This window comes from Streptomyces sp. SL06 (assembly GCF_058244745.1).
In genome coordinates this window covers 6,071,122-6,084,821 of sequence record NZ_JBSYOT010000002.1, presented here as the reverse complement: position 1 = coordinate 6,084,821, position 13,700 = coordinate 6,071,122, and the positions used below count along the sequence as shown (strand labels likewise).

Genomic DNA, 13,700 nt, shown 5'->3' with positions numbered 1-13,700 from the left:
CAGCAGTGGCCCGGCGGCCCCTCCCCCGCATTCTGAGCAACGGCGGCGCGCAGCTCGCCCGGAGCCGGGAGCTGGCCCGGACGGCGGCCGACGGCGCCACCAACGTCCTCCAGCCGCTGATCACGATCGCCCGCGGTCTGCGCCGACTGGCCGCGGCGGCGCGGCGCAGATGGACCCAGACGCCCAAGGACCGGCGCGGCGCGCTGCTGTTCCTGGTGGCCTCGGTGGTCCTGGTCGTGGCCCTCGTGCCGTACGGCCCGCTGCTCGCCGTCGTCGTGCTGATGGCGGCGGCGGCCTGGCAGGGCAGGGACCGCACCCCGTCGGCGCCCGAGGGCCCCGACGACTCCCAGGCCAGGCGCCTCCAGTCGCTCTACGAGGCGCTGGTCCCGTACTTCTCGCTCGCCGAGGATCCCGACCCCCTGTACGCCCACGGGGGCGCGTGGGAGAAGGCGTTCCCGGTGTACGAGTTCGACGACGACGGCCGCTTCTTCCACCTGGTGATCCGCTACCCGGCGTATTTCACCGACGGGGAGCCCGAGGCCAGGGCCAGGATCGAGCACCTGCTCACCGCGAAGTCGGGGCGGAGCCGGGAGTACCACTTCACCTGGGACGAGGAGGCCAACCACCTCTGCGTCGACGTGCTCGCGGCGCTGCCCACCGACATCGCCGCCCAGCGCTTCGTCACGGCGCCCGGCGAGACCGTCCTGGGCTTCACCGACCCGACCCGGGTCCGGCGCACCCTCCCGCTCACCCACGGTGCGCAGCGGCGGGACGTGCCGCCGGTGGTCTGGCGCACCGGCATCCGCTCGACCGAGCCGCATCTGCTGGTCCTGGGGCAGCCCGGCACCGGCACGTCGACCCTGCTGCGCTCGATCGCCCTCCAGGTGCTGAACCACGGCGATCTGCTGATCGTCGACGGCGGCGGCACCGGCGATTACGCCTGCCTGGTGGGCCGGGACGGCGTCCTGGCCGTCGAGTGCGGCCTCACCGGGGCGCTGACCAGCCTGGAGTGGGCCGCCGCCGAGACGGAACGCCGTCTGATCGCCGTCAACCGGGCCCGTCAGGACGGCCGGCCCGCGCCCGAGGACACCCGTCGGCCGCTGTGGGTCTTCCTGGACCGTCCCGGCGCGTTCACGCACCTCGCCGCAGCGGAGGGCCGCAGGGACCCGCAGACCCTGCTCCAGGTCCCGCTGCGGCACGGCCGCGCCGCGAACGTGACGGTGGTCGTCGCCGACCAGCTGGACGCCCTGGACGGCCTGGGCGACGCCGTACGGCAGCACACGCGCGCGCGTGTTGTCCTCGGCCCGGCCACGGTGGACGAGCTGACGGCCGTGCTGGGCGCTCCCCCGCACACCACGCCCGTCGACCAGGTGCCGCCCGGCCGGGGATACGCCCGCCTGGGCGCCGGTCCGGTGCACCGCCTCCAGGTCCCCGCCACGCCGGACCCCTACGACGACGCGACGAGCGACGCCCACCGGCGTGCGGTGCTCGAACTGCTCCCACCGCGCACGACGCCGGCCGACGGGGAACGGGCACCGGTTCCCCCGGAGGCGCAGGCGGAGGAGGAGCCGGAGGCCGTCTCGATCGAGAAGAAGACCGAGAAGAAGACCGAGAAGAAGGCCCAGGAGAGGACCGAGGAGGAGACGGGGGAGCCGGAGGAGACCCGGGAGTTCGGGCAGAACGAGAAGAACGGCGTCCCCGCGGCGGCCGGGCCCGGACCTGACGAGGCCACGGCGCAGGCCGAGCCGGTGCCGGTCGCGATGGAGGCGGCGGCCGAGTCGGTCCCGACCGGGCCGGTGCCGGCGAAGGCGGTCGCGGCGGAGACCTCCTGACCCCGGGGCCGGGGCGGCACGCCCCACCGTTCCGCCCCGGGCCGCGAGGCGCCCCGCCCTCCGGCTACGCCACGAACGTCCGCGGCGCCTCGCCGCCCCCGACGCCTCCCTTCTCCACCAGCCGGGCAGCCGCGGCCAGTCGTACGGCCGCCTCCTCGGCCACCGCGCCGCTGACGGTGAACGGCAGCCGGACATAGCCCTCGAAGGCGCCGTCCACCCCGAACCGCGGCCCGGACGGGACCCGTACCCCCACCCGCTCCCCCGCCTCGGCGAGCCGCGAGCCCGACAGGCCCCCGGTCCGCACCCACAGGGTGAGCCCGCCCCGCGGAACCTCGAACTCCCAGTCCGGCAGCTCCCGCCGTACCGCGGTCACCAGCGCGTCCCGGTTCTCCCGGGCCTGCTCGCGCCGCACCTGGACGGCCTGCCGCCAGCCGCCGGTGCTGAACAGCCAGTTCACGGCGAGCTGCTCCAGCACGGGCGTGCCCAGGTCGGCGTACGCGCGCGCGGCGACCAGGCTGCGGATCACGTCGGGCGCGGCGCGGACCCAGCCGATGCGCATCCCGGCCCAGAAGGCCTTGCTCGCGGAGCCGACGGTGACGACCGTGGAGCCGGCCGGGTCGAAGGCGCACACGGGACGCGGCATCTCCACCTCGTCCTCCAGCCACAGTTCGCTCATCGTCTCGTCGGCCACGAGCACCGTGCCCGCCGACCGGGCCGCGTCCACCAGCCGCCGCCGCTGGTCCTCGTCGGCGAGCGCGCCGGTGGGGTTGTGGAAGTCGGCGACGACGTAGGCGATGCGCGGTGCGGCATCGCGCAGTACCTGGCGCCAGCGGTCCACGTCCCAGCCGGTGAGTCCCTCGGCCATCGCGACGGGGACCAGCCGGGCACCGGCCTCCCGCATCAGCTGGAGGATGTTGGCGTACGAGGGCGACTCCACGGCGATGCGCTCGCCGCGCCCGCCGAACAGGTGGCAGATGGCGTCGATCGCGCCCATCGCGCCCGTGGTCACCATGACCTGCTCGGGCATGGTCGGGATCCCGCGCGCGGTATAGCGCTCGGCGATCATCGCGCGCAGCGCGGGCAGTCCGGCCGGGTAGTCGCCGTGGGTGTGCGCGTAGGGGGGCAGTTCCTCCAGGGCGCCCTGGACGGCCCGGGTCAGCCAGGGCTCGGGCGCGGGAAGGGCCGCGCAGCCCAGGTCGATCATCGAGCCCAGCGCCTCGGGCGGCAGCGGCTCCAGGCCGCGGGCCGGCAAGGGGTTCCCGGCCGGTACGGCGGTCCAGCTGCCCGCGCCGCGCCGTGACTCCAGGAAGCCTTCGGCGCGCAGAGCCTCGTAGGCGGCGGCGACGGTGGTGCGGCTGACGGTCAGGGCGAGGGCCAGTTCGCGTTCGGCGGGCAGCCGGGCCGCGACCGGCACGCGCCCTTCGAGCACCAGGAGCCGGACGCCGTCGGCGAGCGCACGGTAGGCGGGCGGACGGCGGGTCCCGGGCCCGGCCGGGCGGTCCTGCTGGGAGCCGAGCAGCCGGGCGAGTTGGCCCGCTCCCACGGCCGAGGTCCACTGCGCCATAAAAATCAGTCCACCTTCCCCGAATTGGCCATGGTTGGCCATGCTTCTCAAGCCACAGGGTGTCATGTGGCAGGCCACTACCACCACAGAGGGGGACCATCTTGTCCACGCGATCGGGGCAGCGGCATCTCGTACGGCGACTGGCACAGCTCTACGGCGGCCTCGTGCTGTACGGCGCGAGTTCGGCGCTGCTGGTCAGGTCGGGGCTCGGCCTTGAGCCGTGGAACGTGCTGCACCAGGGCCTCGCGGCGCACACCGGTCTGTCGATGGGCGTGGTGCTGACCGCCGTGGGCGCGGCGGTACTGCTGCTGTGGATCCCGCTGCGCCAGCGACCGGGCCTCGGCACGGTCTCCAACGTGCTGGTGATCGGGGCCGCGATGGACGTGGCCCTGTCCCTGGTCCCCGAAGCCCAGGGCCCGGGGCCGCGCATCGCCGTGCTGGTGGCGGGGATCGTCCTCAACGGGGCGGCGACCGGACTGTACATCGCGGCCCGGTTCGGTCCCGGCCCGCGCGACGGCCTGATGACCGGGCTGAACCAGCGCACGGGGCTGTCCGTGCGCCTGGTGCGCACGGCCGTCGAGATCACCGTCGTGGCGACCGGCTTCGCCCTCGGCGGCACCGTCGGTGTCGGAACCCTGCTGTACGCCCTGTCGATCGGTCCGCTCGCCCAGGTGTTCCTGCGCCTGTTCGCCGTTCCCCCGGCACCCGGCGGCAGCACGGTGGTTGCCGCCGGTCGGCCTCGGCGCGCGATACTGCGTCGGTGACCACCCCGATACGCCATCCCTACCTGGACCATCCCGGTCCGATCGCCTTCGCCCACCGGGGCGGCGCGGCGGACGGCCTGGAGAACACGCTGCGCCAGTTCCGGCGCGCGGTCGAGGCGGGCTACCGGTACATCGAGACCGATGTGCACGCCACGCGGGACGGGAAGCTCGTCGCCTTCCACGACCCGACCCTGGACCGGGTGACCGACGGGGCCGGGCGGATCGCCGACCTGCCGTGGGAGGACGTGCGCCACGCGCGCGTGGCGGGCGCCGAACCGGTCCCGCTCTTCGAGGAACTCCTGGAGGCCTTCCCCGGGGTGCGCTGGAACATCGACGTGAAGGCGGAGCCCGCGCTGCTGCCGCTGCTGGACCTGATCGAGCGGACCGACGCCTGGGACCGGATCTGCGTCGGCTCCTTCTCCGAGGCCCGCGTGGTCCGCGCCCAGCGGCTGGCGGGCCCGCGCCTGGCCACCTCGTACGGCACCCGCGGCGTCCTCGGTCTGCGGCTGCGCTCCTGGGGCGTGCCGGCCGCGGTGCGCCGCTCGGCGGTGGCGGCACAGGTGCCCGAGGCGCAGTCGGGCGTCCCGGTGGTGGACCGCCGCTTCGTGCGCGCCGCCCACGCGCGCGGGCTCCAGGTGCACGTCTGGACGGTGAACGATCCCGGCCGCATGCACCGGCTCCTGGACCTGGGAGTGGATGGCATCATGACCGATCACATCGACACACTGCGCAAGGTCATGGAGGACCGCGGCGTCTGGGTCTGAGACCGTCCGAGACTCGGACCGTCCGGGACCGCGGCCGGGCCCGCCGGGGCGTCGCGCGCTCACGGGGAGGCGAGGGCACGGGTGGGCACCGAAACCCTGCGGACGGACGCGGCCGACGGGGCCGACGACCGGCGGCGAGAACAGCGCGGCTGGTACTACTACGACTGGGCGTGCTCGGTCTACTCGACGAGCGTGGTCACCGTGTTCCTGGGGCCCTATCTGACGTCGGTGGCCAAGGCGGCGGCGGACGCGGACGGCTACGTCCACCCCTTGGGCATACCGGTGCGCGCCGGCTCGTTCTTCGCGTACTCGGTGTCCCTGTCGGTGATCCTCGCGGTGCTGGTGATGCCCCTGGTGGGGGCCGCCGCCGACCGCTCGGGCCGCAAGAAGCCGCTGCTGGCCGCCGCGGCGTACACCGGGGCCGCGGCCACGACCGCCATGTTCTTCCTCGACGGCGACCGCTATCTGCTGGGCGGCCTGCTCCTGGTCGTCGCCAATGCCGCGCAGTCCGTGGCGATGATGCTGTACAACTCCTACCTGCCCCAGATCGCCCCGCCCGAGGAACGCGACGCGGTCTCCTCGCGCGGCTGGGCCTTCGGATACGCGGCCGGGGCCCTGGTGCTGATCGCGAATCTGGTCCTCTACACGGCCCACGACTCCTTCGGGCTGACCGAGAGCGCCGCGGTCCGCGTGTGCCTCGCGTCGGCGGGGCTGTGGTGGGGCGCCTTCGCGCTCATCCCGCTGCGCCGGCTGCGCGACCGCCGCGTCCCCGCGCGGGAGGCGGCCCTACCCGGGTTCCGGCAGCTCGCGGTGACCGTCCGCGACATGCGCCGCCGTCCGCTGACCCTGGCCTTCCTGCTGGCGTACCTGGTCTACAACGACGGCATCCAGACGGTGATCTCCCAGGCCTCGGTCTACGGATCCGAGGAACTGGGCCTCGGACAGTCCACGCTCATCGTGGCCGTACTGCTGGTCCAGGTGCTGGCGGTGGCGGGCGCGCTGGCGCTGGGCCGGCTGGCCAGGACGTACGGGGCGAAGCGCACGATCCTCGGGTCGCTGGTCGCCTGGACGCTGACGCTCGCGGCCGGGTACTTCCTGCCGGCCGGGGCGCCGGTGTGGTTCTTCGTGCTGGCCTCCGGGATCGGCCTCGTGCTGGGCGGCAGCCAGGCGCTGTCCCGCTCCCTGTTCTCGCACCTGGTCCCGCGGGGCAAGGAGGCGGAGTACTTCTCGGCGTACGAGATGAGCGACCGCGGGATGAGCTGGCTCGGGCCGCTGCTGTTCGGGCTCACCTACCAGCTGACCGGGAGCTACCGGGACGCGATCATCTCGCTGGTGGCCTTCTTCGTCATCGGTTTCGGGCTGCTCGCGCGGGTCCCGGTGGGGCGTGCGATCCGCGACGCGGGCAACCCGGTGCCCGAAAGGATTTAGCACTCGGCGCGAAAGGGCTGTAGTGTACGCGTTTGGCCTGCCAGGCGTACCGTTACTGCGCGTCAAAGGCGCCGAAACGCTTTGTCACATCCGTCAGTGGAGGTGACAAACCGGACGTCGGCGGGTACTGCACTGGTTGCAAGGCTGCGGCTGCGACGGCGACGCAGGGCCCGGATCGGGAGTCGGAACGGGAATCTTTACCGCCGCCCGGACGTTGACCGGATGACGACGACAGCGACACCTGTCCTGTGGGCGACAAGCCCGGGAGGCACGATTCATGAGTGAGCGAGCTCTTCGCGGCACGCGCCTCGTGGTGACCAGCTACGAGACGGACCGCGGCATCGACCTGGCCCCGCGCCAGGCCGTGGAGTACGCATGCGAGAAGGGGCATCGGTTCGAAATGCCCTTCTCGGTCGAGGCGGAGATCCCGCCGGAGTGGGAGTGCAAGGTCTGTGGAGCCCAGGCACTCCTGGTGGACGGCGACGGCCCCGAGGAAAAGAAGGCCAAGCCCGCGCGTACACACTGGGACATGCTGATGGAACGGCGCACCCGCGAGGAACTCGAAGAGGTCCTTGAGGAGCGGCTGGCCGTTCTGCGCTCCGGCGCGATGAACATCGCGGTACATCCGCGAGACAGCCGCAAGAGTGCGTAGCGGGAAACCGTAGGCAGCACAACCGAACACCGCGGGTGCCGTACGTGAGCTTCACGTACGGCACCCGCGGTTTTGGGGTGTCCGTGCCCGCTTCCGGGTCAGCGGGTCAGCGGAGGGCGGGGGTCCTGCGGGGCGTCGTCCGGGTCGTCGCGTATGACCTCGCCCTGGACGACCTTGCCGTCCGGGCGGTGCATGCGGGCCTGGCGGAAGGCGTCGCCCAGGGTGCCCGGACCGGCCTCGCCGAGCTTGCGCCGCACCGTCCGCTCCGCGTAGCGGCTCACGGCCTTCTGCACCGGGGGCAGCAGCATGAGCAGGCCCAGCGCGTCGGAGATCAGGCCGGGGAGGATCAGCAGCAGCCCGCCCAGCATCATCAGGCCGTTGCCCTCGCTGTTGGCGCGGGTCTCGGGCTCGCCGCCGGACTGCTGCTGTTGCAGGGTCTCCGTGAGATTGCGGAAGGCCCGGCGGCCCGCCCGCTTGATCACCAGGGAGCCGAGGACCACGCCCGCGACCAGCAGCAGGAAGACCACGAGGCCGCTGGAGGCCCCCGCGACCACGGTCAGCAGCCAGATCTCCAGTACGAGCCACGCGGCGAAGCCCAGCGGCAGGAAGGTGCGCAGCCGGGAGCGCGGAGGCCGGGCGGGGGGCCTGGGGGTCTGAGCGCCAGTCGTCATACTCCCAGTGTGCCTGGCTCCGGCTCAGCGCGGCATAAGGGGATGATCAGGCGTTCCTGTCCGACGCCTGTGTCGACTTGTCGCCCGTCGCGGCCGGCTCGCCGACCGGCGAGTCGGGCGTGCCGCCGCTCGGCTCACCGGGCGTCCTGTCGGGCTGCCGGTCGCGGCCCAGGACCTTGCCGACCCGCTCCCCCACCCCCCACGTGGTGACCCGCCAGAGCGCCTCCACGAGGATGTCGCGGCTCATCTTGGAGTCGCCGAGTTCGCGCTCGACGAACGTGATCGGCACCTCGACGACGTGGTACCCGGCCTTGATCGCCCGGCGGGCGAGGTCCACCTGGAAGCAGTAGCCCTGGGAGGAGACCTCGTCCAGGCCGAGCCCCTCCAGGGTCTCGCGGCGGAAGGCGCGGTAGCCGCCGGTGACGTCGCGCAGCGGCAGGTCCAGCGCCAGCCGCGAGTACATGCTGCCGCCCCGGGAGATGAACTCGCGGGACTTGGGCCAGTTGACCACCCGGCCGCCGGGCACCCACCGGGAGCCGAGCACCAGGTCGGCACCCTTGAGGGCGGTGAGCAGGCGGGGCAGTTCCTCGGGCTGGTGGGAGCCGTCGGCGTCCATCTCGATCAGCACGCCGTAACCGTGCTCCAGGCCCCAGCGGAAGCCCGCGAGATAGGCGGCGCCGAGGCCCTCCTTGCCCTTGCGGTGCATGACCTGGACGTGGTCGTCCCCGACGGCCAGTTCGTCGGCGATCTTGCCGGTGCCGTCGGGGCTGTTGTCGTCGGCCACGAGAACGTGCGCCTCGGGGACCGCCTCGCGCACGCGCTCGACGATCGCCTTGACGTTCTCCGCCTCGTTGTAGGTCGGGATGATCACCAGGGCCGTGCCCAGGGGGCCGAACCGCCTCCCGCGCTCCGCTGCCGCGGGCGTCCCGTCGCCGTCGTTCACCACTGCCCCTTCGTGTCCGTACACAGGGCACCACCATAATGGCCGCGGCCTGCGGCGACATGACGGGACGTGCGGGCGGTGGGGTCGTTTCCCCGGGGCCGGGGCAGGGATGGCCGATTAAGGCCGTTCGTACGGCGGATGGGGGCCCGGCGCCCTTCGGGCCGACCTGGGACCCGCTGGCTGCGGATCGACCGAAAGCCGTTGTCTACTGAGCGTCCGGGCCCCACCCGGGTCACACCTCCCGACCGGCCGGAACGTTCCCTCGTCGCGGTGCGAGCGCTGAGCCTGGCTCCCAGTGGCGCTGCCCCGGTGCGGGGCAGCGTCCCTGACTCAGCGGCGCCGCGACACGTGCGCGGAAGATTCCCCGGTCGGGCGTCCGGTGGTGGACTCGGCCGAACCTACCGGCCCCCCGCAGTCGCCTGTCAACAGCCGTTCGACCTGCGGCTTTCTCCTCAATGCCCAGGTCAGCGCGGAGGACGCGCAGGTCGTGGCCGGGCGAAGATCATCGCCCCGTCGGCCGTCGAGATCACTCGCCCGGCCGTACGAAGACCGTGCGGCCGCCCACCACGGTGCGCAGACAGACGGGCAGGTCCCGGCCCGGAGTCAGATCGGGCAGGCCGGGGGTGCCGGAGCGGGGGTCGGTCGACCAGCGGGCCACCCGGTCGTCGGGGGCCTGGACCACGAGTTCGCCGGTGCGCCACACGGCGTAGTCCGCGGGCGCGCCCGGCACCAGGACGCCCGCGTCGTCGCGTCCGACCGCCCGCCAGCCGCCGCGCGTGTGCGCGGTGAACGCCGCCCGCACGGAGACGCGGTGCTCCGGCGTGCGGTGGAAGGCCGCGGCGCGGACGGTGCCCCAGGGGTCGAGGGGCGTGACCGGGCTGTCGGAGCCGAAGGCGAGCGGGACACCGGCGCGCAGCAGGGCCGCGAAGGGATTGAGGGTGCGGGCCCGCTCGACGCCGAGCCGCCGCGCGTACATGCCGTCCGTACCGCCCCAGAGCGCGTCGAAGGCCGGCTGGACGGAGGCGGTCAGGCCCAGTTCGGCGAAGGCCGCCACGGTCTCGGGGGTGAGCATCTCGGCGTGCTCGACGCGGTGCCGGGCGGCGCGGAGGCGGGCGGGGCCGAGCTTGTCGGCGGCGGCGCGCACGCCCTCCACGACGGTGGTCACGGCGGCGTCTCCGATGGCGTGGAAGCCCGCCTGGAGACCGGCCTCGGTGCAGGCGACGACGTGCGCGGCGACGGCGGCGGCGTCCAGGTGGGCGGTGCCGGTGTGGCCGGCGTCGGCGTAGGGCCGGTGCAGGCAGGCGGTGTGCGAGCCGAGGGCGCCGTCGGCGAAGAGGTCGCCGGCGGCTCCGGCCGCGCCCAGTTCCCGGGCCTTGTCGACGTTCTGCTCGGCCCAGTAGCCGATCACCCGGGGCCCGTGCCCCCCGGCCGCCAGGCGCAGCAGGCCGGTGAAGTCGTCCTCGGAGGAGATCTCCGGGCCTGCGCATTCGTGAACGGTTCCGATGCCGAGCGAGGCGGCGTGCGCGAGGGCGGCGCGCTGGGCCTCGGTGCGCTGGGCGGGGGTGACGGCCGCGAGGGCGGTGGCGCGTACGGCGTGGTGGGCGTCGCCGGTGAGCGGGCCGTCCTCGCGGGCGGTGTCACCGGGCACCAGGTCGAGCAGGGCGGTGGTGACGACGGCCGAGTGGACGTCGATACGGCTGAGGTAGAGGGGCCGTCCGCCGGTGGCCTCGTCCAGTTCGGCGCGGGTCGGCGGCAGGCCGTCGGGCCAGCGGGAGGCGTCCCAGCCGTGGCCGAGGAGGACGCGGTCGTGCGGGCGGGCCGCGGCGAAGTCCCGTACGAGGGCGAGGGCGCGCTCGCGCGTGGGGGCGTCGGACAGGTCCAGGCCGGTGCGGGCGAGGCCCGTGGCCGTGGTGTGCACATGTGCGTCGGTGAACGCCGGGGTGACCAGCGCGCCGTCCAGGTCGATCACCTCGTCCACCCCGTCCGTGAACGCGTCCGCGGCGCCCTCGGAGCCGACCCAGGCGACCTGGCCGCGTTCGACGACCATGGCCGTCGCGAAGGGGTCGGCGGGACTGTGGACCTCGCCGCGGCGCAGCAGGACGGTCGTGGACGGGGTGGTGGACTCGCTCATGGACACCAGTCTCGCCCCTCGCGGGGACCGCCCGGCGCCCGGGGCGGGCCTTTCGCGGGGCGGGGCGGGCCGTTCGGGGCGCCGGGCCCGGGGCCGCCGGTCAGATCCGCGGCGGCCGGGCCTCGTACGGCGTGGACAGCACCACGGTGGTCCGGGTCGACACCCCGGCGAGGGAGCGCACCCGGGCGAGCAGTTCCTCCAGCTCGTGCGGGGTGGACACGCGCACCTTGAGGATGTAGTTCTCGTCGCCCGCCACGCTGTGGCAGGCCTCGATCTCGGGGACGCCGGCCAGGCGGTCCGCGATGTCGTCGGGGGCGCTGGGGTCGAACGGTTTCACCGAGATGAAGGCGGTCATCGGCAGCCCGACGGCTTCCGGGTCGACGACCGCGGCGTAACCGCGGATGACGCCCCGCTGTTCCAGCCGCCGCACCCGCTGGTGCACGGCCGACGTGGACAGGCCCGTGGCCTTGCCCAGGTCTGTGTAGCTCATTCGCCCGTCCTTGACGAGCAGCTGCACGATCTGTCGGTCCAGCTCCTCCATGACGCAAGAACCTACAGTGCGGCTGAACTCCTCGGATACCTGAGCGGTCCAGGTCATGCCCGGTTCGTGATGTGACGGTGGGTCGGTCCGGGGCAGGGCGGGGACAAACCCGTCGCACGGGGCATCCGCGCACGGCATGTGACGAAGACCACACTCTTCGAACAGTCTCCGTGATGCTCTCGTGATTACCCCGGAGGGGGGACGGGAAGTGCTTGCTGTGGTCGAGGCCGCAGTGCCTTCACGGCCCAGCCCGAGGGGGAGAATCCCATGCAGAGTCTTAAGCGCCCTGGTCGTACCGCACCCAGGCGGCAGCAGCAGATCGTCGAGCCCGTACCGGAGGGCGTCGAACCCGACGCCTTCGACGACGAGGAACTCGACGCCTACGACACCTTCGAGATGTACCGGGTGATCTGCCCGGACTGCGCGCAGCCCATCGCACTGCTGGCGGACGAGGAGGTCCTGCCGGAGCACGCGCTGTGCGCCTCGCCGTGGAACCCGTTCGGGCTCACGGTCTGCGCCGGCACCGGCCGCCGGGCCACCGAGGCCCGCTCCGCGGACGAGTCGTCCAAGCCCCACGAGCAGGACACCGCCCTGCTGTTGACGCTCCCGGGGAGCCTCGACTGGCGGACCCAGCCCTTCTCCCACGTCGGCGGTCCGGGCTCGCGCCCGATGCGGATGCCGACGATGCGGCACGAAGCGGCCTGAGACACCCGGGCGCCCCCCTTCCGGGGCGTCACCCGATCGCCCCACCCCCGGCTCCCGCAGTCCCGTCCGTGCCACGACACGCAGGAGGCCGTGGCACGGGCCGGTACATGCCGCCCCGTGCGGGCCGGGATGCCGGACCGGGTGCGGCAACGGCGGACCGGCGGTGGATGCCCACGAACTGACGCCCGATTGGGCGGGCCGGTGACCTGTCCGCCCTCTGCCGCGTTGCCCTGGTATGACCACCACGTACTCGGCGGCCGGGAGTCGGCGCCGCGTGTTCGTCCCGGTGCCCGCGGGGCCGGTTCCACCGGCCCCGCAGATCCCCGACCCGCCGATCTACCGTGAGCTGATGCGGACCTGGGCCGACCGCGGCCGCACCCTGCCCGGCCGCCACGACCCGGAGTGGGTCAGGCTCGCGGAACCCCCGCGCGACCTCGAGGACTTCTTCACCACCGGTGACTTCCGCGTCTCCGGTGACTTCACCGTTCCTCGGGACCCGCGAGGTGACGGGCGATGACCATCCGCTGGATCTGATTGGTGCCCTCGACGATCTGCAGCACCTTGGCCTCGCGCATGTACCGCTCGGCCGGGAAGTCCGCGGTGTAGCCGTAGCCGCCGAGGATCTGCACGGCGTCGGTGGTGACCCGCATGGCCGTGTCGGTGCAGTGCAGCTTGGCCATGGCGGCCTGCTTGGCGAACGGCAGCCCGGCGTCGCGCAACCGCGCTGCCGTCAGATACAGCGCGCGGCCGGCCTCGATCTGGGTGGCCATGTCGGCGAGCATGAAGCGCAGCCCCTGGAAGTCGGAGATCGGCTTGCCGAACTGCCGCCGCTCGGTGGCGTAGGACAACGCCTCGTCCAGCGCCGCCTGGGCCACGCCGATCGCGCAGGCCGCGATGCCGAGCCGCCCGGACTCCAGCGCGGACAGGGCGATCGCGAAGCCCTGGCCCTCGTCGCCGAGGCGGCGGGCGTCGGGGACCCGCACGCCGTCGAAGTGGACCTGCGCGGTGGGCGAGCCCTTCAGGCCCATCTTCTTCTCCGGCACCGCGGCGCTCACCCCCTCGGCGTCGCCGGGCACCAGGAAGGCGGTGATCCCGCGCGGCCCCTCCTCCCCCGTGCGCGCCATGACGGTGTAGAAGTCGGCGATGCCGCCGTGGGTGATCCACGCCTTGGTGCCGGTGATCACCCAGTCGTCGCCCTCCCGCACGGCCTTGGTGCGCAGCGAGGCGGCGTCCGAGCCGGAGGCGGGTTCGGAGAGGCAGTAGGCGCCGAGCAGACCGTCGCCGAGCATCGCGGGCAGGTGTTCGAGCTGCTGCTCCTTGGTGCCGTGGGCGGCGAGCGCGTAGGAGGCGAGGGTGTGCACGCTGACGCCGAGGCCGACGGTGAGCCGGGCCGCGGCCAGTTCCTCCAGCACTTGCAGATAGACCTCGTACGGCTGCTCGCCGCCGCCGAACTGGGCGTCGTAGGGCAGGCCGAGCAGTCCGGACGCGGAGAGCAGGGCGAAGACCTCGCGCGGGAAGCGTCCGGCGTCCTCCTCCTCGGCCGCGTTCGGGGCGATCTCACGCTGCGCGATGTCGCGGACGAGCGAGATCAGCTCCCGGGCCTCGTCCGTGGGCAGTTGCCGGTCCACCGGCTGCGGGGCGCGGTCGGGCATGGCGACGCTCTCCTCCCTGTCGGGCACATCGGCGGACGCGAGCCTTGGGTGGA

General features: G+C 73.5%; 13 protein-coding genes. 7 read left to right on the top strand and 6 right to left on the bottom strand.

The genetic code is table 11. The features are described 5' to 3' along the window. Window positions 1-5: 5 nt before the first annotated feature. Window positions 6-1,832, top strand: coding sequence for a hypothetical protein (locus AC4IHM_RS27960; RefSeq protein ID WP_490869738.1), 1,827 nt, complete (start codon window positions 6-8; stop codon window positions 1,830-1,832). A gap of 64 nt (window positions 1,833-1,896) precedes the next feature. Here AC4IHM_RS27960 and AC4IHM_RS27955 read toward each other — a convergent pair whose 3' ends face one another. Further along, on the bottom strand, window positions 1,897-3,396 hold the full coding sequence (locus AC4IHM_RS27955) for an SCO1417 family PLP biosynthesis transcription factor (protein ID WP_490869737.1): 1,500 nt from the start codon (window positions 3,394-3,396) through the stop codon (window positions 1,897-1,899). A gap of 101 nt (window positions 3,397-3,497) precedes the next feature. Between AC4IHM_RS27955 and yczE the strand changes: the two genes are divergently transcribed. The 4 genes from yczE to AC4IHM_RS27935 all read left to right on the top strand — a co-directional run bounded on the left by yczE (window position 3,498) and on the right by AC4IHM_RS27935 (window position 7,004). Next, complete coding sequence (gene yczE, locus AC4IHM_RS27950) at window positions 3,498-4,160, top strand: membrane protein YczE (RefSeq protein ID WP_490869736.1); 663 nt, start codon at window positions 3,498-3,500, stop codon at window positions 4,158-4,160. Continuing rightward, window positions 4,157-4,924, top strand: coding sequence for a glycerophosphodiester phosphodiesterase family protein (locus AC4IHM_RS27945; RefSeq protein ID WP_490869735.1), 768 nt, complete (start codon window positions 4,157-4,159; stop codon window positions 4,922-4,924). The genes yczE and AC4IHM_RS27945 overlap by 4 nt, the downstream gene beginning before the upstream one ends. A gap of 81 nt (window positions 4,925-5,005) precedes the next feature. Further along, window positions 5,006-6,352 carry an MFS transporter gene (locus AC4IHM_RS27940; RefSeq protein ID WP_490869734.1) on the top strand — a complete coding sequence of 449 codons (1,347 nt, stop codon included), beginning with the start codon at window positions 5,006-5,008 and terminating at the stop codon, window positions 6,350-6,352. A gap of 277 nt (window positions 6,353-6,629) precedes the next feature. Next, window positions 6,630-7,004 carry an RNA polymerase-binding protein RbpA gene (locus AC4IHM_RS27935; RefSeq protein WP_003977404.1) on the top strand — a complete coding sequence of 125 codons (375 nt, stop codon included), beginning with the start codon at window positions 6,630-6,632 and terminating at the stop codon, window positions 7,002-7,004. Window positions 7,005-7,102: 98 nt separating this feature from the next. Here the strand turns inward: AC4IHM_RS27935 and fxsA are convergent, their stop codons facing one another. From fxsA to AC4IHM_RS27915, 4 genes are all read right to left on the bottom strand, one after another. Beyond that, window positions 7,103-7,675 (bottom strand): FxsA family membrane protein, encoded by a 573-nt coding sequence (gene fxsA / locus AC4IHM_RS27930; protein ID WP_490869733.1) that lies wholly within the window; start codon window positions 7,673-7,675, stop codon window positions 7,103-7,105. A gap of 46 nt (window positions 7,676-7,721) precedes the next feature. Then, a complete protein-coding gene (locus tag AC4IHM_RS27925) occupies window positions 7,722-8,618 on the bottom strand; it encodes a polyprenol monophosphomannose synthase (RefSeq protein ID WP_490869732.1) in 897 nt (298 codons plus the stop codon). A gap of 526 nt (window positions 8,619-9,144) precedes the next feature. Then, window positions 9,145-10,749: an amidohydrolase gene (locus AC4IHM_RS27920; RefSeq protein WP_490869731.1), complete on the bottom strand. Its 1,605-nt coding sequence runs from the start codon at window positions 10,747-10,749 to the stop codon at window positions 9,145-9,147. Window positions 10,750-10,849: 100 nt separating this feature from the next. Next, the gene (locus AC4IHM_RS27915; protein ID WP_030867874.1) at window positions 10,850-11,290 is read right to left on the bottom strand and encodes an Lrp/AsnC family transcriptional regulator; all 441 of its coding nucleotides are present in this window, start codon (window positions 11,288-11,290) and stop codon (window positions 10,850-10,852) included. 267 nt (window positions 11,291-11,557) lie between these two features. Here AC4IHM_RS27915 and AC4IHM_RS27910 point away from each other — a divergent pair, with 267 nt between their 5' ends. Further along, on the top strand, window positions 11,558-11,995 hold the full coding sequence (locus AC4IHM_RS27910) for a hypothetical protein (RefSeq protein WP_490869730.1): 438 nt from the start codon (window positions 11,558-11,560) through the stop codon (window positions 11,993-11,995). Window positions 11,996-12,230: 235 nt separating this feature from the next. Next, window positions 12,231-12,512, top strand: a complete 282-nt coding sequence (locus tag AC4IHM_RS27905; protein ID WP_490869729.1) for a hypothetical protein — start codon at window positions 12,231-12,233, stop codon at window positions 12,510-12,512. Here AC4IHM_RS27905 and AC4IHM_RS27900 read toward each other — a convergent pair. Beyond that, window positions 12,475-13,647 carry an acyl-CoA dehydrogenase family protein gene (locus AC4IHM_RS27900; protein WP_490869728.1) on the bottom strand — a complete coding sequence of 391 codons (1,173 nt, stop codon included), beginning with the start codon at window positions 13,645-13,647 and terminating at the stop codon, window positions 12,475-12,477. The two genes, AC4IHM_RS27905 and AC4IHM_RS27900, sit on opposite strands and share 38 nt — an antisense overlap. Window positions 13,648-13,700: the final 53 nt, after the last annotated feature.

Excerpts from the sequence above, each read along its gene's own strand:
- AC4IHM_RS27900 (WP_490869728.1), bottom strand. The coding sequence starts at position 13,647 with ATGCCCGACCGCGCCCCGCAGCCGGTGGACCGGCAACTGCCCACGGAC.
- AC4IHM_RS27955 (WP_490869737.1), bottom strand. The coding sequence starts at position 3,396 with ATGGCGCAGTGGACCTCGGCCGTGGGAGCGGGCCAACTCGCCCGGCTG.
- fxsA (WP_490869733.1), bottom strand. The coding sequence starts at position 7,675 with ATGACGACTGGCGCTCAGACCCCCAGGCCCCCCGCCCGGCCTCCGCGC.
- AC4IHM_RS27935 (WP_003977404.1), top strand. The coding sequence starts at position 6,630 with ATGAGTGAGCGAGCTCTTCGCGGCACGCGCCTCGTGGTGACCAGCTAC.
- AC4IHM_RS27920 (WP_490869731.1), bottom strand. The coding sequence starts at position 10,749 with ATGAGCGAGTCCACCACCCCGTCCACGACCGTCCTGCTGCGCCGCGGC.
- AC4IHM_RS27915 (WP_030867874.1), bottom strand. The coding sequence starts at position 11,290 with ATGGAGGAGCTGGACCGACAGATCGTGCAGCTGCTCGTCAAGGACGGG.
- AC4IHM_RS27910 (WP_490869730.1), top strand. The coding sequence starts at position 11,558 with ATGCAGAGTCTTAAGCGCCCTGGTCGTACCGCACCCAGGCGGCAGCAG.
- AC4IHM_RS27905 (WP_490869729.1), top strand. The coding sequence starts at position 12,231 with ATGACCACCACGTACTCGGCGGCCGGGAGTCGGCGCCGCGTGTTCGTC.